This window comes from Paraglaciecola sp., from assembly GCF_039943935.1.
Classification (GTDB): domain Bacteria; phylum Pseudomonadota; class Gammaproteobacteria; order Enterobacterales; family Alteromonadaceae; genus Paraglaciecola.
Map to the genome: position 1 here is coordinate 115,659 of NZ_JBDUZQ010000020.1, position 22,561 is coordinate 138,219.

Consider the following 22,561-nt stretch of genomic DNA (forward strand, 5'->3'; position numbering starts at 1 on the left):
TAACGTATCTTTAATTAATCGATCATTTTAATGATGAACAGTTATTTATCATTGCTGTGCATTTAGATGGTATTCAATATTCCTGGTGTTTATTAGAAATTAAAAAGCCACCAGAAGGTGGCCTAGTAAATACTTCGGACGTTACATCTAGTAATTTGCATTCCCTGGGGTTCGTGGGAAGGCGATGACGTCCCTTACGTTTTGCATACCTGTAACATAAGCCACTAGACGCTCAAAACCTAACCCAAATCCTGAGTGAGGAACGGTGCCATAACGGCGTAAGTCTCGGTACCAAGCATAATCTTCTTGGTTTAGGTTCATTTCAGCTAACCGTCTGTCGAAAACATCTAGGCGTTCTTCTCGTTGCGAACCGCCTATTATCTCTCCAATTCCTGGTGCTAATACATCCATGGCTGCAACTGTTTTGCCATCATCATTAATACGCATGTAAAAGGCTTTGATGTCTTTTGGATAATTTTGCATGATGATAGGAGCGCCAACATGTTCTTCTGCCAAGTAGCGCTCATGCTCGGAGGATAAATCTACACCCCAGCTAACGGGGAACTCGAATTTTTTACCACAGTTTTGCAGGATTTCGATAGCATCTGTGTAATCCATACGCACAAAGTCTTGAGCTATGACTTTTTCAAGACGACTAATAGCGTCTTTGTTGATACGTTGTGCAAAAAAGGCCATGTCGTCTGGGCGTTCCGCTAGCACAGCTTTGAAAACGTATTTAAGTAAGTCTTCGGACAGTTGAGCAATATCTGCTAAGTCGGCAAAAGCAACTTCTGGCTCAATCATCCAAAACTCAGCTAAATGACGGCTTGTATTGGAATTTTCTGCTCTAAACGTAGGCCCAAAGGTATAAATTTTAGACATGGCTGTTGCATAGGTTTCGCCATTTAATTGGCCTGAAACCGTTAAAAAAGTCTCTTTCCCAAAAAAATCTTGGCTGTAATCAACTTCGCCTTTGTCTGTAATAGGCGTGTTTAACATATCTAGAGTAGACACTCTGAACATCTCGCCAGCACCTTCGGTATCACTAGCTGTTAAAATAGGGGTACTTATCCAGCAGTAACCTTGCTCATAGAAAAATCGGTGTATCGCTTGTGATAAACAGTTTCTTACGCGAGTGACGGCACCGCCTACATTGGTTCTCGCTCTAAGGTGGGCATGTTCTCGAAGATATTCCATGCTATGGCGTTTGGGTGCCATAGGGAATGTATCTGGATTTTCAACCCAGCCTATTATTTCAATGCTTTGTGCTTCAATCTCTAAAGACTGACCTTGGCCTTGAGACTCTTTTAGGGTACCGATTACTGTCACTGAACAGCTGGTTGTGAGCTTCTGAATATCTGTATAATTTTCAAGGGAGTTTAGAGCAATCACTTGAATTGGATCAAAGCAGCTGCCATCGTGCACTGCAATAAAAGATAGGCCAGCTTTGGAATCTCGGCGAGTACGAACCCATCCCTTTATTGTAACCTGTTCACCTATTGAATATTTACTGGCAAAAATCTCTGCCACCGGGGCGTGCGCCATCTACATCTCTCCACTTTAATGGGATTTAAGGTCACTAGACCCATCATAAAATTTAATTTGTTTTATTGTATCAATTTAGTTTGCTTAGCTAAAACTGTTTAAAAATAAGCAACTAGAAGATAAAAAGCTATCGAAATCTTTTTACTAGCCGAAAACATAGGCAATGGTAATATAAGACTTGTTTTTCGCTTACTAGGCTATTTTTGCAAGGTATGTAATCTTACGCAGCTAGCCCTTAGACTCAAGAAAAATCGATATAAAAACACTATTTTAAGAACTTATTTATTATATGAAGCAAAGTCAACCTCTACATAATCGAGATCAAAACAGACGAAAAATTCCAAGAGAGAATGATCTGTTTTTTAGATGCATGGTTTTTGTTAATGTCATCGGTTGGTTTACATTTATTGGTGCTTTGTTGGTTTTTCATAATGCTAGGCCTGAATTTGTGTCAGGTGTTCAAGCTTTCTGGGGGCTTGAAGGGCGTCAAGAATGGTCACAAACGTTAAGTATTTACTTGGTTGGACTACTAGCGTTGTGTGTCTTTATTAGCGTAATAGTGCTGTTTATGAAACGCTTAAGAAGCCGTCGAGAAAAGGATTACTTTGGCATTAATGGTTATGTGTTACTGATAACGGCTGCCTCTAGTTTGATTATTTTATATTTTGAATTTAATCCATGACAGTTTTTGTAATGGTTGCCCAGAGTTTTGAACAGTAGGCCAATAGTTGATTTTAAAAAAGGTATTACTTTTAGGCTTTAAACTGAATTATCCTAGCCTTAAATAAGAGGTTTTATGCCCCATTGTATTGTTGAATATTCAAAAAATATCGAAAAAGAATTAAGCCCCGAGTCTTTGATTAAATGTGTCCATCAAGGAGCAGTAGATTCAGAGTTATTTGAAGAAGCGTCTATTAAAACCAGAGCCATAGCATTTGAGTATTATCAAACAGGTGCAGGCGATCTGCCTTTTATTCATGTCAATGTTAAAATTTTACAAGGCAGAAACCATCAACAAAAGAAAATGTTATCTGAGATGATGTTAGATTCATTGACCAAAATAGCCAGGTCTCCAGTTTCTCTTACTGTTGAAGTCCTCGATATAGACAAAGTGAGTTACAGAAAAACAATCTTGTAATTTCCTTTTTACGCTAGTACCTCTGCCTTTGTGTTAATTAAGTTTACTAAAATTGAAAGCCCGTCGCTAAACTTTGATTCTGGCATACTTGCAAAGCTCATCCGTAAATAGTGGTTGCGGTTACATTGAGGAACTGTTTGATATTGTTTTTCGTGTTGAATATAGATGCCTTTATGTCTTGCCATAGCTGCGAGTTTAGATGTATTTATTGATGTGTTTTTTAGTTTAACCCATAAGGCCATACCCCCGTCTGGGCATGTGAATTCAAATAAATTATATTGTTCTAAGCATTTTATTGCGTGTTCTCTGCGTGCCATGTAGGTGCGAGTCATACGTTTAAGATGGCGCTCGAACCCCTTTTCTTTCATCCATTTTGCAAGAGCCAACTGCATGAGTGCATTGCCTTTGTGGGAAATTATCATGCGGTACTCAGCAACCGCTTTGGCTAGTGTTTTGTTCACTGCTAATATGCCCACTCTCGCGCCTGGAAACATAATTTTAGAAAAGGTTGATAGGTAAATAACTAATTGTTGTGGATCATTTGAAGCCATTGGTGCTAGTGGTTGACAGCGATAATGAAACTCATGATCGTAATCATCTTCGATAATAGGAATGCGATATTTTACAGCTAATTGGTAAACAGCCATTCTACGAGCAATGGGTAAGGTCACTGTTGTGGGGTATTGGTGTAAGGGAGTTAAGTAAATAAGCCTAATGCTTCCATTTTGTATCTTCTGTTCTAAGTCAGTGGGGATGATACCTAGTTGATCTTGCTTAATAGCCACTAAATCAGCACCTGCGTTATTAAATACAGCCATCGCAGGGGGATAGCCTAGGGCTTCGACTGCCACTTGATCTCCCTCCTGCAACAGCAATTGAGCAATGATAAATAGGGCTTCTTGTGAGCCATTGGTAATAATGACTTCTCGATTTGTTATGGCTCGGGATTGGCGAAGATAAGTTTTTACTTGCAGTCTTAGTTCAGGCACGCCCATTATTTCACCGTAGCTTAGCTGTTCAAGGTTGGGTCTTGTTAGAGTCGCAGACATATGTTGTTTAAATTCCTTAAATGGGAACTTAAACAAGTCTGGCTGCCCACCAGAAAAGTTATATTCATATTGAGTTGCTGGTGGACTATCGATTGAGGTGCCAGACCTGATTAGCCTGAATTTAAATTTAGTCTGTTTATCGTGACTTTTTAGCTGTTTTAGACTGCCTTCAATGGGGATGTTTGCTCCCACTTTATAACCGACTCGTTGTTTTGACTCTACCCAAGCTTCGGCAATTAACTCTGCAAAAGCTTTCATAATAGTGTGTCGATTTAGATGCAAATCATCACTTAAGGTTTTAACAGAAGGCAAAGTATCTCCTGGTAATAAGTTGCCTTTCCTAATATTTGTTTTAACTGACTCTGCTAGCTGAAGGTATTTGGCAGATTCATTATCTAGTAAGTTAAATATTTTCATTGGTCTAATTAGTTTTTTATTATTGGTTGTTTACGGTAGACCAATGGTAGGTGATAGTAAATCACCTTTCACGAACTCTTGAGACTAATTGATGTTTACCACAGTACCTACATTACAAGATGAGCATGTTGCGTTAGAGCCTATGGCATTGAAACATACCGGTCCCTTATATAAGGCTGGGCAGGCCTTGTCTATTTGGAAATGGACGAGTCATAACTATTGTAAATCCGAGCTAGCTACAGAAACCTGGGTGGAGAGATGTTTATCCAATAAAGAAATTGGAGTGCAAATTCCATTTGTAGTTATAGATAAGTTTCAAAACCAAGTTGTGGGATCGAGTAGCTTTTTGAATATCGCAAAAGAGCATAAAACGATAGAGGTTGGGTATACCTTTTTACACCCTAGCGTACAGAAAAGTTATGTAAATAAATGTAGCAAATTACTTTTGTTGAGTTATGCCTTTGAAACACTTAACTATAATAGAGTGGCGCTGCAAACCCATGAACAGAACAAACAATCTAGAGCTGCGATTTTAAGTATTGGAGCTCAGTTTGAAGGGGTGAATAGATATGCTCGAATTCAACAAGATGGCAGTATCCGCAATAGTGCTATTTACAGTATTATTGAACCAGACTGGCAGGCGGTTAAGGCTGATTTACAAGCTAAGGTGACCATTAAGCAGTATAAAAGGAATAAACATGTTCATTCCTAAGGTATTTGCAATGAGTAATTTAGCAACAATGCAGCAATTTATTGAAGAATTTAGCTTTGGTATTCTAGTATCTGATGGAGCTTCCCATGTGACTGAAAATACATTACAGGCCAGCCATTTACCATTTTTATTAAAGCCTGAAGAAGGCGAACAGGGGAGCCTCTATAGTCATTGTGCTAGAGCTAATCCACAATGGAAAGTGCTAGATAAGGCCAATGTCTTGATAACGTTTAGCGGACCTCATAGTTATATTTCACCAAGTTGGTACCAGGCTCGACCAGCCGTTCCAACATGGAATTATGCAGCTGTGCATGTATATGGTTGTGTCGAGTTAACTGATAAGGAACAAAGTTTAAAGGCCATGAGAGCTTTGGTTAAAAAGTACGAACCTGATTTGTTGGATAATCAAGACGTCGTCCCAAAACTCTTTGTCGATAAGCTATTGGCTGGTATTGTTGGCTTTAAAATTAAGATAAAAAAAGTTGAAGGGGTGCAAAAATTAGGGCAACAGCGAAGTGCTTCCGATCAATTGGGGGTGTTTCATGGATTATCGGGGAGTGGAAGTTTTGATAGTCTTGCGCTGGCAGAATACATGAGTAAGTCTAATCTTGGGGTTGGGAATTTAAAGTAGAAATTGCGTGAGGAATGGGAATGGATATTAATATTCGTAAATTAATTGAGTTAGGTGCAGGGAAGTTTGAGCACCTCGATAGTACTTTAATTACTCATATTGAAAGTACTCGATGTCGACTAAAAGAATGGAATGCCGATATACCCTTACAGCAGGCAGGCCTCTATTACATCGCTTATCTAGAAAATGAAGTTAACAATAGTCGAGCAGTTGCAGGTTTAAGAAACAGCGTAAAAGAAATTGTAGGAACTGAAGTCGAAACTATAATTTACTATTATTATGCTTGGGATAAAGTTACGTTTATGCATCAACCAATCACCTCTAGAGAGTGTGTTTTTAATAACGCTATAACTGGCACACAAGAGTCTATTCCTTATTTACTATTTTGTCAGTTATGTGAGCTTTATGCAGCTATTGCAATTGATAATATACATGTTGAAGAAACTTTTTCGTTAGAAATTTCTTCAAAATATCGGAGGGACCTATCAAGTATTATGCCTTACCTAAGTGCTCCCGCTAAGCGTAAAATTACAATAATGGAGTGATAAGTCGTTTCATACTAATTGGAACATTAAGCTAAATTTTATGTAATGTTAAAAGAAGTAGTAGCGCATCTATGAGCCTTTGCTGTATTTTATATAAGACAAGTTAAAAGATTGAATATGTTTTTCTTTCTTGGGTTACGCAAAGAGTTATTCATTATGTTGCCGTTTTCCGATCCATCTAATCATCATAATTAAAAAAATTACATCAAAATAAGGTTTAAGTATGCATTGGTATTCAATTCTCCCTCCCATCATCGCTATCGCCATCGTTTTCTGGCGAAAAGAAGTTATATTAGCTTTAGTTATGGCAATACTCAGTGCTGAATGGTTATTAGCTTTTCAAAATGGCTCCGAAGTGCTGTTTTCTGGCTCCATTGCGTCAATCGAAAGAGTAATTGAAATTGTAACGTCTGGAGGAAACAGCCGAATTTTACTGTTTAGCCTTTTAATTGGTGCGCTGTTAGCATACATGCGTAACTCTGGAGGGGTAACCGCCACTGTAGAGCTTTTGATAAATAAAGGCGTTGCAAAAAGCAAAAAACAAGTTGGCTTGCTAACGATGTTTACAGGCATAGTCGTGTTTATAGAGTCAAATTTAAGTGTTCTGGCTTCAGGAATTTTAGCCCGTGGATTATTTGATAAATTTAAGATGAGTAGAGCACGACTTGCTTATGTGATTGATAGTACTAGTGCCCCTATTTGTATTTTAATTCTATTAAACGGGTGGGGCGCTTTTATACTTGGTTTATTGAGCAATTATGAGATGGAGCAAAGCCCTGTCTCTGTCTTATGGGGAACTATTCCATTTAATTTCTATGCCATTATTGCTCTTTTAGTTGTGTTATACACTGTATTAGCTGACAAGGTTCATGGCCCCCTTAAAGAGGCTGATAAAGCTTTAGTTAAATTAGAAGGTGAGCAAAGCCAAATCAAAGGTACAAAAGCCCGTTACATGTTATTACCATTACTTTGTATGATCTTAGGTATGGTCGGGTTTATGATTTGGACAGGAGACGGCGTATTAGCTAACGGTAGTGGTAGTAAGTCAGTGCTTTACGCTACGGTTTTTGCATGTTTCGTGGCTTATATTCTGCTGCTTACATCAAAGCAACATTCCCACAAAGAGTTAGTCGAAACTGGTTTTAAAGGGATGGGCGAAATTTTACCATTGGTAACGATTGTGCTGTTTTCTTTAACCTTAGGGGCAAGCTTAAAAGAGTTAGGAACTGGTATTTTTGTAGCTGGGTTAGTAGGAGACTATTTACCAATTAGTTTAGTAGTTCCTGTCTTGTTTTTAGCAGGAGCAGTGATGTCTTTTACAACAGGTACATCTTGGGGAACTTTTGCTATTTTGATCCCTATTGGTGTGCCTCTCATTGAAACATTGGGACTGCCTCCTTCATTTGTTATAGCTGCTATCTTAGGTGGGGGAGTGTTTGGTGATCATTGCTCTCCGATTTCAGACACTACAGCAGTATCATCTATTGCTTCTGGTTGTGATTTATTAACCCACGTACGTACACAAATGCCCTATGCTTTATTCGGTGGAGTATTAACCTTTATTGGCTACTTTGTTGTAAGTCTCATTATTATCTAAAATAAATTAGCATTAAGCTGTTAATTTTTATGATTTACACTTTAGGGCGACTTCTTTTTTAAAAGCAAATTTATTGGGTAATAAACTGTGATATTTATTCGAAAAGTACATAAAGAACACTTTAGAAGTGCTTGTATTCTCGCTTTTAGTGTTGTGCTCTTAGCATGCAACAAACCAAAGAATACAGAGTTAAAAGAGGCTGCAGTAGCTATGCCTGATAGCTATAGCGCTGAGGTAGCAAAAGATATTTTACAGCAAGGGGGTAATGCAATTGATGCCGCTATTGCTGCTCAGTTTGTATTAGCTGTGACTTTACCTGAAGCCGGAAATATAGGTGGCGGTGGGTTTATGCTGATTCGTAAAGACAATGAAAGTGACTTCATTGATTATCGAGAGCAGGCTCCTCTTGCTGCACATCGTGATATGTATTTAGATGAAAATGGTAATATTATTCCCAATCAATCTGTATATGGGATCTTAGCATCTGGAGTTCCTGGAACGGTTGCAGGTATGTGGCTTGCACACGAAAAGCATGGCAGTTTACCTTGGAGTAAGTTAGTGCAACCTGCGGTGGTATTGGCCGAAATGGGGTTTGTAGTTCACCCTAAGCTGGCAAAGTCGATTGCAAAATATAGCAAAAAAGTAGTTGAACGAAATCTTAATGTTAATTTTAGTGATTACTTCTCGAAAGCCACAGCAAATGAAAACTTTATTCAATTGGAATTAGCTGAAACGTTAAAGCGTATAAGAGACCAAGGGCGAGACGGATTTTATAAGGGAGAAACCGCAAAAATCATCAGTGATTTTATGCGAAAAGAAAAGGGGTTAGTAACAGAGAATGATTTGTTGTCATACAAAGCCGTTTCTCGAGAGCCTCTTAAAAGTACATGGCGCCAATATGAATTGTTGACTGCCCCACCTCCGAGCTCAGGAGGGATCGCAATCATCCAGTGGTTAGAAATGTATGATTTATTAACTCAAGGAAAGCCTAAACTTACTCATAACTCAACCTCTTATATGCATTTACTCTCTGAAATAGGTAAACGAGTTTTTGCTGACAGAGCAGAATATTTGGGTGACCCAGATTTTGTCGATGTACCAGTTGCTAGTTTAACTTCAGTTAGTTATTTAACTAAGCGAAGTGAAACGGTGTCTTTAGACAAAATATCAATCACCGAAGACATTAGACCAGGCTTAAAAGAAAGTGAAGAAACCACTCATTTTTCAATATTAGATAAGTGGGGAAATGCAGTATCGAACACAACCACTATTAATTTAGGTTATGGAAGTGGTGTAGTGGTTGAAGGCGGTGGCTTTTTATTAAATGATGAAATGGACGATTTTAGTGCAAAACCTGGTGTAGCTAATGTATTTGGTGCCTTGGGTGGAGAGGCGAATGAAATTCAGCCTAAAAAACGCATGTTATCATCAATGAGCCCTAGTATGGTTTTAGAAGATGGAGAAGTCACTATGGTGACAGGCTCCCCTGGCGGCACGACTATTATTAGCTCAGTGTATCTCTCTATTTTAAATGCATTGGAATTTAGAATGACCGCAGATGAAGTCGTTAATTCACCAAGGTTTCATCACCAACTAGTGCCTAAAAATCAGATCCGCGTTCATGAGGGGGTAGATCCTGATGTGATTCAAGGGCTTGAACTGATGGGGTACAATATTAGACATGATAGGTTTGGAGATATGCACGTTGTTATCAACGTTAATGGCAAACTTAGTGCTGCATCTGAGATAAATGGACGTGGTAAAGCACTAGTATTTTAGTTAAAAGTTTAATTAGAATACTTGGTTAATATTCAGGTTATGAATGATTATTATTCAATCTATTCTATTGTTTAAAGCAAACCTGAGTGGTTTTCTTTGATAAATATCATATCTGAATGAGGTTATTGTGAGCAAGTTTGTAAAGATCATAATGTTTTGGTCTGCTGTCGTGCCATTACTATTCACTGTGTCTGCTGATGAAGTTGATAATTTTATAAAAGATGTTCAAGTCTCTACATTCGATTGCCCTGCAGATGATTCTAACCCTAGAGTGGATAATTATTTAATGGATTCTGGTATCACTCTAGAACAATCGATTAAATTAAAAGTTCATAAAGCGCATTGGTTAATTTGTGTGGGTAGTACTGAAAAAGCTAAGCAACTAATTTTGGGATTACTAGCCGAGAATATGTTAAGCCAAGCATCAGAAAGCTATGCGAGTATTCATTATCAATTAGGGTTTATTTTTGACGTAAATGATGATCCTAGAAAATGCGAGTATTATCAGCTGTCAAAGCAGTTATCGAAAGATAAATTCGGTGATATTTACCTTAGCTCTCAATTAGGTCTTATTACTGAGTGCGGTGCAGATAAGCAGGATTTTGGGGTGAAATTAGGGCAGCTTTTCTCGTTAATTGAAGCTTACTCTCAACAAGGTAATATAAAGGCTCTCGCTCATATTCATAATAATATTGGTTTACTGTATAGCTCGATTGGGCAACGTGTTTTAGCTGCTGAGGAGTATGAAAAAAGTTATCGTTTGGGCTTGACTGTGTATGAAGAGAAAAACCAACTTGCCCCCCTAATTAGTATTATTTCAGCATTAACAGGTAGTGGCGATTTTGATAATGCAAAACGAATGATAGATGAATTAGGAGAAGGTAATAGTAGGGTCAATACTCCATTGACTAACAGTTGGTATCATTTTGCTTTAAGCCGTCATTACTATGTCACAGAAAATTACGAGGAAATGAAAAAAAGTTTAAGCAAATGGAATATCTTTTTGACTCAAATATCTAACCAAGAGATGACAAAAATATATGACTGGTACGCCACTGCTGTATGTTTACATTATAAAGATAAAGGCTGTGTTGAGGCGTTTTTAGATAAACAGAATGATATAAATACGGCTATGACTGCTAGGTTTTCTAGACAAGAAAGGTATTTAGGATTTCTAGTTAAAGCCTATTTGTTTATGGAAAATATAGAGGCTGCTAAAGGCAGTTTTGATAAGTACACTAGTATTTCCTTAGAAAAAATGAGACGTCAGCAAGGTTCTGGTAGAGTTTTAGGTGTAGCACACTTACATAATAGAATTTCAGGTCTTGAGACTAATTTAGAAGAGTTTGAAAGAAAACGCTGGCAGGCAGCTTTTATTATTTTGGGAATTACTTTTTGTTTCGCTTTACTAGCATACTGGACAGTGGGTAGAGCTTATTTAAAAAAACTAGCTACGGATCCCTTAACTGGCCTTTTGAATGAGCAAGTCGTTTTATCTAAAATTCGTAAAATAAAATCAACAAATAGTGAACGAGTAAATACATTAGTGTTAATTAACGTCAGTAATTTAGGGGACATACAAAGCCAATATGGCTCAACTGAATCAAAAAATTTGCTTACACAATTGGCAAGCTGCTTAAAACATGCCACTCGAGATCTTGATATTGTGGGGAGAGTGAGTGCTGATCAATTTATTGTGTGTCTTCAAGATATTCAAGAATCAATTGCTAAAGAATCGTTTAATAGAATAGAGAGTGCTTTGTCAAACCTAGCTGTAGTTTCTAAGAAACGTCAGAATATAGAACCCGTTATAGTAATGCATGTTTATAATGCTAATACTGGCTTGTCAGATGTAGATGAGGTGATATTGGAAATTAGAAAGAACCGTCACAAAGTAACGTAATTTGTTTGAAATGTTGGATGACTAATTGAAATTGTTACTTCCCCTTAAGTTTTATGATGCCTCTGGGCGAGTAATACCCTCGCTAAGCCTCTATCTTTGTTTGTTGTATTTAGGTCGTAGTTTTTTAATATTTATTGCTTCTATATCGGGGCGTGATAGCAGTGATACTTTATTACGAATATTTTATCCTGAAACTAACTTCCTTTATATAAGTCTTGCCATTGGACTGCCTACGTTGTCGGTACTTGTTATTGTAGGTTTTAGAGAAAAAATTTGGCGCAACCATAAAACTTGGCTATTTGGGTTTGTTAAGCCTTGTATTATTGCGTCAGTTACTGGAGATTTAAGCTTTAATCTGATGTTAGCAAAGCTTAATAATTGGCAGTTTTCTTGGGTAATAGCAGTAACAACCTTGGTAAGTTTTTTCTGCTTATATTTTATATTGAAGGATAACCATATTAGATTGATGTTGCTTGATTGGAAAAAAGGGTAACGTCTAATTTACAACACCAATCTAACGCACCTGAGCTATTGTAAATTATTAGCTACGGCTTCATCAAAATAGTTTTTGATACTTACCTGGCTGTCGTTAACTAAACGCTGGTAACATACTCCTGCAAATGCGTAGCTGCTGCTTGCATAATCAAGTACGACGTAAGGCGCATCTGGATTAGACTCATCATATGCCCAATCTCCCCCAATTTTTTCTTTAAATATTTCACCTACGTAAGCTCCATAAATATTACATATAGTGAAAACAGCATTTTCTTCCAAAGCCTGGTCTTTATATCTTCCAAGCCATGCTAATATAACATCATCGACTAAGTTAATACTCTCTTCTGAAAAATCCAATTGAAGTTTAAACTCCTCAAGAGTCGTCTTTACTGCATTTTGCGCACTATCTAGCATTAAGTTGGCCAACTCTGCTGATGTCATTTGCATAATATTTATCCATTCAATTTAATGTATTCGTTATTGTGTGGTTTATTCGCTGATTTGTCGATGAGAAATAATAGCTGATATTGATAAGGATTCGTTATGAGTTGCACTTGGATTTTTTATCAATTAATTTTTCTATCAGCCTAGCCGTTGCCACCAACCCAAAAGTAGCAGTGACTACTACCGCTGCACCAAAGCCACTATTACAATCTAATTTAACACTGCCATCATTTGAGTTTTTCTGTTTACATACAGAGCCATCCGTTTGAGGGTAACTAAGTTGCTCTTTGGAGTAAACGCAATCAACAGCAAATCTACGTTTGGTGTTCGTTGGAAAGTTATAAAACCGTCTCAATTCAGAGCGTAGTTTTGCTGCCAGTGGATCTTGAATAGTTTTGCTTAAATCTGTTACAGCTATTTGAGTTGGGTCGATTTGCCCCCCCGCGGCACCTATGGTGATAACTGGAATTTTGTTACGTTTACAAAACGCAATCATTGCTGCTTTTGCCTTTATACTGTCTGTGGCATCGACAACATAGTCGAAATGTAAAGTTAAAAGTTCTGATACATTCTCTGATGTGACAAAGTCTTCAATTGCTGTTACTTGGCAATGGGGATTAATTAACCTTATACGGTCTGCCATAACATCTACTTTAGACGCCCCAACGGTATTAGTATTTGCATGAATTTGTCTATTGGTATTGGTAACACATATATCATCTAGGTCGATTAAGGTGATCTGACCTATGGCGGTTCTGGCTAATGATTCGGCTATCCAAGCCCCAACGCCTCCAATTCCTACAACACATACGTGAGCTTGGTGTAATATATTTGTACCTTCGACACCATAAACTCGCTGGGTTCCACCAAAGCGTTCGGAGTCAAAAGTTTGATTGGTATTAAATTGTTTAGAACGTTGCATAAATACTCTTTTATTCTCAAAACTGACATATTCTATCAGCGCAATAGCGATACTCGTTAACCTTTATTTTTAAGTTCTTTATTGAATAACTAGGTAACCTTTAATACTATTAATTTTCGAAAACTCACAGTCGCTTCTTGTCTGTCAAAATTGAGTCAATCAAAAGGAAAGTAAAATGAAACCTGTTGTTTTAGCTGGCGGTAGTGGAAGTCGTTTATGGCCGAAGTCAAGAGCTGCATTACCAAAGCAATTTTTGCGACTAACGAGTGAGTTAACTATGCTACAAGATACTATTGAAAGGTTATCTGGTAGTGATGCTGAGCAACCTATTGTTATATGTAATGATGCCCATCGATTTTTAGTGGCTGAGCAATTACGTCAACAAGACATAAAACATGGTGGTATTTTATTAGAGCCAATGGGGCGTAATACTGCACCTGCTATTGCCTTAGCTGCTTTGCATGCCTTAAAAAATGACGAAGACCCTGTCTTATTAATTCTTGCTGCAGATCATCTTATAAACAATGCGCCAGAATTCCATAATGCTATTGAACGAGCTGAGATACTTGCAAGTCAAGGTAAGTTAGTAACGTTTGGTATTGTGCCAGATTCCGCACATACCGGATACGGTTACATAAAAAGAGGCAGTAAGGTTGAGTCTGTTGAGGTTGGGTTTGATGTAGCTAGTTTCGTCGAAAAACCTGATTTAGTAACCGCACAAGAATACGTAGACTCTGGTGATTACTACTGGAATAGCGGTATGTTTATGTTTAAAGCAAGCCGTTATTTAGAAGAGTTAGAGAAATATGCTCCTCAAATGTTATCTATCTGTAAGAAAGCCATAGAAACCGAAGCAGCTGATCTAGAGTTTGTTCGTGTTGATGCTGATGTGTTTGCAGATTGTCCTGATGATTCAATCGATTATGCAGTGATGGAGAAAACAGATGCTGCCTGTGTTGTACCTTTAGATGCAGGTTGGAGTGATGTTGGTAGTTGGTCTTCTCTGTGGGAAACAGCTAAAGAAAAAGATGAGAATAATAATGTAGTTATTGGCGATGCAATTTTAGATGGTGTGAACAACAGCTATATAAATTCTGAACAACGCCTTATATCAGTCGTTGGTTTAGATGATGTAGTGGTGGTTGAAACTAAAGATGCGGTTTTAGTCTCGCATAAAGATAAAGTTCAAGATATCAAGAATGTTGTGAATAAGCTGAAAGCTGAAAGTCGTCCAGAGTGGCAATTTCACCGGGAAGTATTCAGACCTTGGGGAAGTTATGATTCAATTGATAATGGTGAGCGTTTTCAAGTTAAACGTATTACCGTTAAACCTGGTGAAAAATTATCAGTGCAGATGCATCATCACAGAGCTGAGCATTGGATTGTGGTGTCTGGCACGGCCAAAGTGACGAATGGGGATGAGACTTTATTACTTTCTGAAAATCAGTCTACCTACATCCCTATCGGTGTGGTTCACGCCCTAGAAAATCCAGGGAGAATCCCATTAGAGTTGATAGAAGTGCAATCTGGAACTTACTTAGGTGAAGATGACATTGTTCGTTTTTCAGACCGATACGGACGTGTTGAAGCTAAGTAGGCTTTACACTTCATTTTATTTTTACGAGATTAAGAAAAAATATGAAAATTACGTGTTTTAAAGCCTATGACATCCGTGGCAAATTGATTGAGCAACTCGACGAAAATATCGCTTATAGAATTGGGCGAGCGTTTTCTGAACAAATGAGTGCTAAAACTGTTGTAGTGGGGGGGGATGTTCGTTTAACGTCAGAGCCACTCAAGCTAGCGTTAACAGCAGGTTTGATTGACGGTGGTGCAACCGTTACTGATTTAGGTATGACAGGCACTGAAGAAATTTACTTTGCAACTAAACATTTAGGCATGGATGGTGGTATCGAAGTTACCGCTAGCCATAATCCGATTGATTACAACGGTATGAAGTTAGTTAAAACTGACTCTAAACCGGTTAGCGGTGATACAGGTTTGTTCGCCATTCGCGATTTGGCTGAAACTTATGATAATGACGAAGTTAAAACTAGGATTGCATCTTATGGAACTGAAGTCGTTTCTGATGACGCTTTTATATCTGGTGAAAGCTCGATTGATATTGATAAGTTAACCTCAACTGACAAGTATAAAGTTGTCAGTAATATGACTTCATATGTTGAGCATATTCTTTCTTATGTTGATCTTACTAACATTACACCACTCAAACTTGTTGTAAATGCAGGTAATGGAGCGGCAGGTGATGCGCTTGATGCTATAGAAAAGGTATTAGTTGATAACAATGTGCCCATTGAATTTATAAAAGTTCATCATACCCCAGATGGTAAATTTCCTAATGGTATCCCTAACCCTCTTTTACCTGAGAGTCGCGCTGATACGGCTAATGCAGTAAAAGAGAGTGGGGCTGATATGGGGATCGCTTGGGATGGTGACTTTGACCGCTGTTTCTTATTTGATGAAGCTGGAGAGTTTGTAGAGGGGTATTATATAGTTGGTTTGCTGGCGAAAGCATTTTTAGATAAAGATCCTGGTTCAAAAATTATTTATGATCCACGTGTATATTGGAACACTGAAGATATCGTTACCTCTGCAGGCGGAGTACCGATTAAGAGTAAGACGGGACATGCATTCATAAAAGAGCGTATGCGTGCTGATGATGCAGTTTATGGCGGTGAGATGAGTGCCCATCATTATTTCCGCGATTTTGCTTATTGTGATTCTGGAATGATTCCATGGTTATTAGTGGCTGAATTGATATGTACCACTAAAAAGCCATTATCGCAGTTAGTAAAGGAACGCATAGCAGCATTCCCATCATCTGGCGAGATTAACAGTACTTTGGCTGACCCTGATGCTTCTATCAAGGCAATCTTAGATAAATACGAGTCACAAGCGACTGTAGTAGATTATACTGATGGAATTGGCTTAGAGTTTGGCACGTGGCGCTTTAACTTGCGTAAATCGAACACAGAGCCGGTTGTTAGATTAAACGTAGAATCTAAAGGTGATATAGCTTTGATGGAAGAGAAAACAGCAGAGTTATTAGCATTACTAAAGTAGTTTGATAATTAGCTAGTAAAAAGCCCAGTCATTTTCCAATGACTGGGCTTTTTTGATATTTCTAGCAACATTTTTCAAAATTACTTTACTTCTTCGCCTGCTGCTTGCTTATCTGCATGATAACTTGAGCGAACCATAGGACCACATGCCGCATGAGTGAAACCTAAGTTTTTTGCTATATCATCTAATTCATTAAATTCGTCAGGGTGGACATAACGTTTCAAGGGAAAGTGATGTTTGCTAGGCTGTAGATATTGGCCAAGAGTTAACATTTCAACATTGTGTGAACGTAGGTCTTTTAGCACTTCTGCTATTTCGTGCTTGTCTTCGCCCATACCCATCATTAAACCTGACTTAGTAGGAATGCCCGGATGCTGTTCCTTAAACTTTTTAAGTAAATCTAAAGACCATTGATAATTAGCGCCTGGTCGGCACTCTCTGTAAAGGCGTGGGATGGTTTCTAGATTATGGTTGAAAACATCTGGTGGACCTTTTTTCAATATATCTAATGCTCTATCCATCCGTCCTCTAAAATCTGGTACTAGAACTTCAATTTTAGTTGTTGGGCTATGTTCACGAATAGCATTTATACAGTCCACAAAATGTTGCGCGCCACCATCACGTAAGTCATCACGATCTACAGAAGTGATAACAACGTATTTTAGATTCATTTCAGCTATGGTGGTCGCTAACTTGATGGGCTCTTCTGCACTTGGAGGTAATGGTTTACCGTGTGCAACATCACAGAATGGACAGCGTCTAGTACATATGTCGCCCAAAATCATGAAGGTCGCTGTGCCGTGATTAAAGCACTCTGCTAAATTAGGGCAGCTTGCCTCTTCACAAACAGAATGTAATTTATTTTTGCGTAAGGTTTTTTTGATATGGTCAATTTTATCAGTGCTACTTGGAAGACGTATTTTGATCCACTCAGGCTTACGTAACATCTCTGCCTTTTCGGTCGGCATAATGGTAATAGGAATATGTTTTACTTTTTCGTCATCTCGAAGTTTTACTCCGGCTGCGGGGCGAGCGTTACTCATCAAAACCTTCTCTATATGTTTTTGCACTTATACCTAACAAGGTACATAAGTGATTTGTTATTTTGGGTCCTGCTTCATCAAGAGAGGCTGGTCCTTTCAATGTGGCACTATTTATCATTTCTAATCCGGCATAGCCGCAAGGGTTGATACGTTTAAACGGACTTAAATCCATGTTGACATTTAATGCTAAGCCATGAAATGAGCAACCTTTGCGAATACGTAATCCTATTGAGCAAACTTTTTTTTCATCAATATACACACCTGGTGCATCTACTTTTGGGTATGCAACAATATTGTATTCTTTTAGAGTATTAACCACACATTCTTCTAAAGCGGTGACTAATTGCCGAACCCCCAATTTATTACGTTTCATGTTAATGAGCACGTACATCATTTGTTGACCTGGTCCATGGTATGTCACTTGGCCGCCCCTATCTACTTGAACAACAGGAGTGTCACCAGGCATCAATAGGTGCTCTTCTTTCCCAGCCTGACCCTGTGTAAATACCGGTTCGTGCTCTACTAACCAAATTTCGTCAGAGCTTTCTTGATTTCTCCCATTGGTAAAGTCTTGCATAGCTTGCCAAGTAGGTAAGTAAGACAGTCTGCCTAATTGTCTAACTATCAAAGTATTTGTTATTGAGTTACTTAATTCCATCAATGTTTTAATACAGCTTATAAAACAACACGAACTAATTCAATTTTAGCTAGTTCCTTATAAATTGTTTCCATGTGGTCTTTACTGGTTACTCTCACGCTCAATGAAATCGCGTGATAATTGCCCTTAGAGCTCGGTTTAACTTTAGGATAGTAGTCTCCAGGAGCAAGTTTTTGTAGGCAGGCTACAATGTGCTCTGGCAATAAAGGGTCCGCAATTCCCATAATTTTGAAGGTTTGCTGACATGGAAAATCCAATAATTGATCAAATTGTGTATCCATTACTCAAGCCCTAATTTTAGTTTAGCAAAATCAACCATACGGTCGATAAAGCCACCTTCATTCACTTCTTGAAGTGCGACTAAAGGGTATTCGGCAATATCTTTACCTTCTATTTGTAGGTAAAGAGTTCCCACTACCTCGCCTTTAGCTAAGGGAGCCTGAAGATTTTTTTCTAATTTAAAGTTAGCTTCTAAGTTTTTACTTTGGCCACGGGGGATATTAATAGGAGTGTCTTCTAAAATTCCTAAATCTACGGTCTCTTTGTCTCCCATATAAATTCTATGAGATACAAAGTTGTCTCCAGCTTTGTATGGAGTAATCGTTTCATAAAAACGAAAACCATATTTAAGAAGCTTTTTGTTTTCTATTTTACGGGCTCGTTCGCTATCGGTACCCATTACGACAGATATTAAGCGCATATCACCTTGGGTTGCAGAAGCAATTAAGCTATAACCTGCATCAGATGTGTGGCCAGTTTTTATTCCATCGACATTTAAACTCTTATCCCAAAGTAAACCATTACGGTTATATTGTTTAATATCGTTATAGGTAAATTCTTTTTCTGCATAAAGTGCGTACTCTTCTGGAACATCACGTATTAATGCAGCAGATAATAATGCCATATCTCGTGGCGTGGTATAATGGTCCGCATCGTGAAGTCCATGACTATTGACAAAGTGGGTAGAGGTCATGCCTAATTTTTGAGCGTGCATATTCATCATGGTTGCGAAAGCACTTTCACTGCCAGCGATATGTTCAGCCATAGCGACACATGCGTCATTTCCCGACTGAATAATAATGCCGCGATTAAGATCTGCCACTGATACTTGTTTACCCACTTCTATAAACATTTTTGAAGAATCAGGAAAATTCTTGGCCCAAGCGTTTTCAGAAATAGTAACTAAATCCGTCTCACTAATATTACCAATGGCTAGTTCTTGACCAATGACATAACTGGTCATCATTTTAGTTAAACTGGCGGGGGGTATTTGAATGTCAGCATTTTGTTCTGCGATGATACTATTGGTTTGAAAATCCATTAACACAAAGCCTTTAGATGCAATACTCGGAGCTGGCGGGATCACTACTGCGGCGGAAGAAGGAAATATACATAAACATATTGCCATGCCACTTAGAAAAGAACTGAAATAAGTTTTTAGGTTACGCATTAAACTACCATTTTTTTGATTGAATTTCTAAAATACATGTCGTTTTCAAAATGAAACTGACAGCTAAAATTTAGTTGCTAATATAGCACTTTTAGTGGCTAATTACTGCTTAACAAATAACAATTTAACAATAAAATTTGAATTTTTCAGTCATAAACTTTATAGGCGCTTGGGTAGCCATTCATTTTTAAATGGCTAAGTAAACTAAAGGCATCTTCTTCATCAGCTAATGGGCCAATTCTAAGTTTAAATACATTGTTTTCGAGTACACTTTTGAATGGCCGCTGATACAGGGTTTCCAGAGCACTGCCAATCTTGCTAATTTGTGTTTCATCTTGTAGTGCGAGTACTTGAATATAGATATATTTAGGTAAGACAACAGCTTTATTAGAATGATTCACTATGATTTTGTTACCTATAGTTTTTTGGCCATTTTGATCAATGTGAATTACGTCTACTTTTACATCACTTACACCAGTCTTCAGCATATCTAACTTCAATGCTGCTGCGTATGAAAGGTCAATTAACCGACTATTATGGAATGGGCCGCGATCATTAACTCTTACTATTGCTTGTTTGCCATTTGCTAAATTAGTCACTCGCACAAAAGAGGGTAGGGGGAGAGTCTTATGAGCAGCTGACATTTTAAACATATCGTAAGTCTCACCATTTGCAGTGAGATGCCCATGAAATTTTTGTCCATACCAGCTAGCTCTTCCAGTTGCGCTGTACCCTTTAGATGTTGACATAGGGCGGTAATTCACTCCACGTATAGTATATGGTTTTAAATTAGCTGCAGCGTAAGGTTCGTATTTTGGCTCTACATCATTTGTAGGGATATGATTAGGAATGATTTTTGGTGGGGTGTCATGGCTTTGGTGATAGCGCCCTTTCTGGGCACACCCTACGAAGCTTAGTAAAATTAATAATTGCATGAAATGTATTAAAATTTTCATAAATAAACTAGTTTTCAATCACTTAATTATAGTTAAAACTGCATTTCTTCTTTAAGCTGCTCACTAAATTGAAATACCGCCATTGCGTATAGTGGGCTGTGATTATACCGAGTGATAACGTAAAAGTTCTTAAGCCCCACCCAATATTCTTTATTGTTTGGTTGTTTAAACTCAAATAACTTTACAGAGGTATCTGGTTCTAATTCATTGTCGCCAATCGTAATATTTGCGTTCTTAAGTTGATGCCATTGATGCTCATACTTTAATGATTTTTTTAAAAGTGGTTGATAGTCACTAACGTCTACATTTGCTTTATAGGCAATGTCTTGGCCCATTTTCCAGCCGTGCTTTTTAAAATAATTAGCAACACTACCAATTGCATCTGCCGGACTATTTAATAGGTCTCGTGTTCCGTCTTTATCAAAATCTACAGCATAGTGCCTATAACTAGATGATATAAATTGTCCCCAACCCATTGCGCCAGCATAGGACCCCTTAATCTCTGTTAATTCAAAGTTTTCCTCTTCAGCCAGCATGAAGAACTGCTCTAACTCTCTTCTAAAAAATTTACCTCTTGGCGGATAATGAAAACCTAATGTGACTAAGGCTTCTAGTACTGAGTAATTTCCTTTATATACACCATAAAATGTTTCTACACCAATTATCGCCACTATAATTTGAGCTGGAACACCTGTTTCTTGCTCTGCACGTTCGAGCAATTTATGATGTTTTTTCCAAAACTCTTTACCTTTATTGAGGCGTTTCTCTGTCAGAAAAATTGGGTAGTATTGATGCCAAGGCTTTGCTTCCCAGGGTTTGGCGATCGACGCTAGGATTTTGTCATTTTTTTCCACTTTAGCTAATGTATCTTCAACCGTTGAGCGCTTAAAATTATATTTTTCTACCATTTTATCTATAAATTCTTGCTGTAAGGTTTCTGGTGACGAAAGGGCATGGAAGCTTGTGAATAAACTAATTAATATTAAAGGTATTAAAATTTTCATTGTGTTCCTTGCAGACAAAACCTTATTGCTAATCAATAAAGTAAAATTAAAGTGCTTTCATACTTAATTTATACTCTAGACATAATACGTTTCTGGGTACTAATTGCCATTAGTATTCCAAAGCCAGCTAGTAAGGTCACCATAGATGTACCACCATAACTTACTAGTGGTAAGGGCACGCCCACAACAGGCAATATTCCAGATACCATGCCCATGTTAACGAATACGTAAACAAAGAAGGTGAGGGTAATACTGCCAGCTAAAATTTTGCAAAAAGCATCTTGTGCTCTTACAGCAATCAACATGCCTCGAATCACAATGAATGCATAAATAGCGAGTAACCCGACTACCCCAAGAAAACCAAATTCCTCACTGAATACTGCGAAGATAAAGTCTGTATGACGCTCAGGTAAAAACTCTAATTGAGATTGTGTTCCTTGTAACCAACCTTTTCCTTGTGCGCCACCAGAGCCAATAGCTATTTGAGATTGAATAATATGATATCCAGAACCTAAAGGATCGCTTTCGGGGTTCAAAAACGTTAAAACTCTTTGCTTTTGGTAGTCTTTCATTAAGAAAAACCACATTATGGGGGTAAATGCTGATACGGCAACAGCTATAAAGGAGATAAAACTCCAACTCATTCCGGCTAAAAACAAAGCAAACACGCCAGAGCTCGCAATAAGCAAAGACGTACCTAAATCAGGTTGACGAGCAATCAATAAGGTGGGCACTGCTACTAGAGCAAGGCCAACTAATATTTGCCAAAGCTTGGGAGGGAGATTAAAGCGACTAATATACCAAGCTACCATCATAGGTAAGGCTAACTTCATAATCTCAGATGGTTGAAAACGTGTAACGCCCATGTCTAACCAGCGTTGTGCCCCCTTACTTGATACACCTATAATGAGTACTGCAATTAACATAGCTATACCAATTATGTAAAAGTAAATGGATAATTTTTGGTACGCTAATGGTGGTATTTGTGCTACCACTAACATAACAGATAGAGCTATTCCTAAACGAATAATTTGCCTTTGAATTAGAGCTATATCTTGGCCTCCAGCTGAGTAAATTGTAATTAATCCAACTGCCATGAGTAATAATAAACCGGATAATAGAATTCCATCACAGTGAATTCTATTTAGGAATGATGGCTGATTAGTTTCCAGCTTAGTTCTTAGCACCT

The 22,561-nt window shown here is 38.0% G+C and carries 22 protein-coding genes; 11 read left to right on the plus strand and 11 right to left on the minus strand.

The window, feature by feature from the left end:
- Window positions 1-147: 147 nt before the first annotated feature.
- The gene (gene asnS / locus ABJD71_RS10990) at window positions 148-1,545 is read right to left on the minus strand and encodes an asparagine--tRNA ligase (protein WP_348168820.1); all 1,398 of its coding nucleotides are present in this window, start codon (window positions 1,543-1,545) and stop codon (window positions 148-150) included.
- Between the two features lie 289 nt (window positions 1,546-1,834).
- Here asnS and ABJD71_RS10995 point away from each other — a divergent pair, with 289 nt between their 5' ends.
- Together ABJD71_RS10995 and ABJD71_RS11000 are read left to right on the plus strand one after the other, a co-directional pair.
- Complete coding sequence (locus ABJD71_RS10995) at window positions 1,835-2,227, plus strand: hypothetical protein (RefSeq protein ID WP_348168823.1); 393 nt, start codon at window positions 1,835-1,837, stop codon at window positions 2,225-2,227.
- Window positions 2,228-2,341: 114 nt separating this feature from the next.
- Window positions 2,342-2,683, plus strand: a complete 342-nt coding sequence (locus ABJD71_RS11000; RefSeq protein WP_348168826.1) for a 5-carboxymethyl-2-hydroxymuconate Delta-isomerase — start codon at window positions 2,342-2,344, stop codon at window positions 2,681-2,683.
- An 8-nt stretch (window positions 2,684-2,691) separates the two neighbouring features.
- Here ABJD71_RS11000 and ABJD71_RS11005 read toward each other — a convergent pair whose 3' ends face one another.
- Complete coding sequence (locus ABJD71_RS11005; protein ID WP_348168829.1) at window positions 2,692-4,149, minus strand: PLP-dependent aminotransferase family protein; 1,458 nt, start codon at window positions 4,147-4,149, stop codon at window positions 2,692-2,694.
- A 91-nt stretch (window positions 4,150-4,240) separates the two neighbouring features.
- Between ABJD71_RS11005 and ABJD71_RS11010 the strand changes: the two genes are divergently transcribed.
- The 7 genes from ABJD71_RS11010 to ABJD71_RS11040 all read left to right on the plus strand — a co-directional run bounded on the left by ABJD71_RS11010 (window position 4,241) and on the right by ABJD71_RS11040 (window position 11,809).
- Entirely contained in the window at window positions 4,241-4,861 is a 621-nt protein-coding gene (locus ABJD71_RS11010) for a GNAT family protein (protein ID WP_348168832.1), read from the plus strand.
- Window positions 4,848-5,492 (plus strand): FMN-binding negative transcriptional regulator, encoded by a 645-nt coding sequence (locus tag ABJD71_RS11015; protein ID WP_348168835.1) that lies wholly within the window; start codon window positions 4,848-4,850, stop codon window positions 5,490-5,492. The genes ABJD71_RS11010 and ABJD71_RS11015 overlap by 14 nt, the downstream gene beginning before the upstream one ends.
- Before the next feature lie 20 nt (window positions 5,493-5,512).
- Window positions 5,513-6,037, plus strand: a complete 525-nt coding sequence (locus ABJD71_RS11020; protein ID WP_348168838.1) for a DUF6817 domain-containing protein — start codon at window positions 5,513-5,515, stop codon at window positions 6,035-6,037.
- A 223-nt stretch (window positions 6,038-6,260) separates the two neighbouring features.
- Window positions 6,261-7,634, plus strand: a complete 1,374-nt coding sequence (locus ABJD71_RS11025) for a Na+/H+ antiporter NhaC family protein (protein ID WP_348168841.1) — start codon at window positions 6,261-6,263, stop codon at window positions 7,632-7,634.
- Between the two features lie 153 nt (window positions 7,635-7,787).
- Complete coding sequence (ggt, locus tag ABJD71_RS11030; protein ID WP_348169354.1) at window positions 7,788-9,413, plus strand: gamma-glutamyltransferase; 1,626 nt, start codon at window positions 7,788-7,790, stop codon at window positions 9,411-9,413.
- A 127-nt stretch (window positions 9,414-9,540) separates the two neighbouring features.
- The gene (locus ABJD71_RS11035; protein ID WP_348168844.1) at window positions 9,541-11,316 is read left to right on the plus strand and encodes a diguanylate cyclase; all 1,776 of its coding nucleotides are present in this window, start codon (window positions 9,541-9,543) and stop codon (window positions 11,314-11,316) included.
- Between the two features lie 25 nt (window positions 11,317-11,341).
- Complete coding sequence (locus ABJD71_RS11040; protein ID WP_348168847.1) at window positions 11,342-11,809, plus strand: DUF2919 family protein; 468 nt, start codon at window positions 11,342-11,344, stop codon at window positions 11,807-11,809.
- Between the two features lie 35 nt (window positions 11,810-11,844).
- Here ABJD71_RS11040 and ABJD71_RS11045 read toward each other — a convergent pair whose 3' ends face one another.
- Both ABJD71_RS11045 and tcdA read right to left on the minus strand, forming a co-directional pair.
- Entirely contained in the window at window positions 11,845-12,258 is a 414-nt protein-coding gene (locus ABJD71_RS11045) for a hypothetical protein (protein WP_348168850.1), read from the minus strand.
- Window positions 12,259-12,352: 94 nt separating this feature from the next.
- Entirely contained in the window at window positions 12,353-13,177 is an 825-nt protein-coding gene (tcdA, locus tag ABJD71_RS11050) for a tRNA cyclic N6-threonylcarbamoyladenosine(37) synthase TcdA (RefSeq protein WP_348168853.1), read from the minus strand.
- Window positions 13,178-13,352: 175 nt separating this feature from the next.
- On the opposite strand from tcdA, the gene ABJD71_RS11055 reads away from it, so the two are divergent.
- Complete coding sequence (locus ABJD71_RS11055) at window positions 13,353-14,774, plus strand: mannose-1-phosphate guanylyltransferase/mannose-6-phosphate isomerase (RefSeq protein ID WP_348168856.1); 1,422 nt, start codon at window positions 13,353-13,355, stop codon at window positions 14,772-14,774.
- Between the two features lie 41 nt (window positions 14,775-14,815).
- Window positions 14,816-16,261 (plus strand): phosphomannomutase CpsG, encoded by a 1,446-nt coding sequence (locus ABJD71_RS11060; protein ID WP_348168859.1) that lies wholly within the window; start codon window positions 14,816-14,818, stop codon window positions 16,259-16,261.
- A gap of 80 nt (window positions 16,262-16,341) precedes the next feature.
- On the opposite strand, the gene lipA is transcribed toward ABJD71_RS11060, so the two are convergent.
- The 7 genes from lipA to rodA all read right to left on the minus strand — a co-directional run bounded on the left by lipA (window position 16,342) and on the right by rodA (window position 22,559).
- Window positions 16,342-17,304: a lipoyl synthase gene (lipA, locus tag ABJD71_RS11065; RefSeq protein WP_348168861.1), complete on the minus strand. Its 963-nt coding sequence runs from the start codon at window positions 17,302-17,304 to the stop codon at window positions 16,342-16,344.
- The gene (lipB, locus tag ABJD71_RS11070) at window positions 17,297-17,962 is read right to left on the minus strand and encodes a lipoyl(octanoyl) transferase LipB (RefSeq protein WP_348168864.1); all 666 of its coding nucleotides are present in this window, start codon (window positions 17,960-17,962) and stop codon (window positions 17,297-17,299) included. Before lipB ends, lipA begins: the two co-directional genes overlap by 8 nt.
- Window positions 17,963-17,979: 17 nt before the next feature.
- A complete protein-coding gene (gene ybeD, locus ABJD71_RS11075; RefSeq protein WP_348168867.1) occupies window positions 17,980-18,243 on the minus strand; it encodes a DUF493 family protein YbeD in 264 nt (87 codons plus the stop codon).
- A complete protein-coding gene (locus ABJD71_RS11080) occupies window positions 18,243-19,370 on the minus strand; it encodes a serine hydrolase (RefSeq protein ID WP_348169357.1) in 1,128 nt (375 codons plus the stop codon). The genes ybeD and ABJD71_RS11080 overlap by 1 nt, the downstream gene beginning before the upstream one ends.
- Window positions 19,371-19,558: 188 nt before the next feature.
- The gene (locus ABJD71_RS11085; protein ID WP_348168870.1) at window positions 19,559-20,368 is read right to left on the minus strand and encodes a septal ring lytic transglycosylase RlpA family protein; all 810 of its coding nucleotides are present in this window, start codon (window positions 20,366-20,368) and stop codon (window positions 19,559-19,561) included.
- 32 nt (window positions 20,369-20,400) lie between these two features.
- Window positions 20,401-21,372 carry a lytic murein transglycosylase B gene (gene mltB, locus ABJD71_RS11090; protein ID WP_348168873.1) on the minus strand — a complete coding sequence of 324 codons (972 nt, stop codon included), beginning with the start codon at window positions 21,370-21,372 and terminating at the stop codon, window positions 20,401-20,403.
- Between the two features lie 68 nt (window positions 21,373-21,440).
- Window positions 21,441-22,559, minus strand: a complete 1,119-nt coding sequence (gene rodA / locus ABJD71_RS11095) for a rod shape-determining protein RodA (RefSeq protein WP_348168876.1) — start codon at window positions 22,557-22,559, stop codon at window positions 21,441-21,443.
- Window positions 22,560-22,561 lie beyond the last annotated feature (2 nt).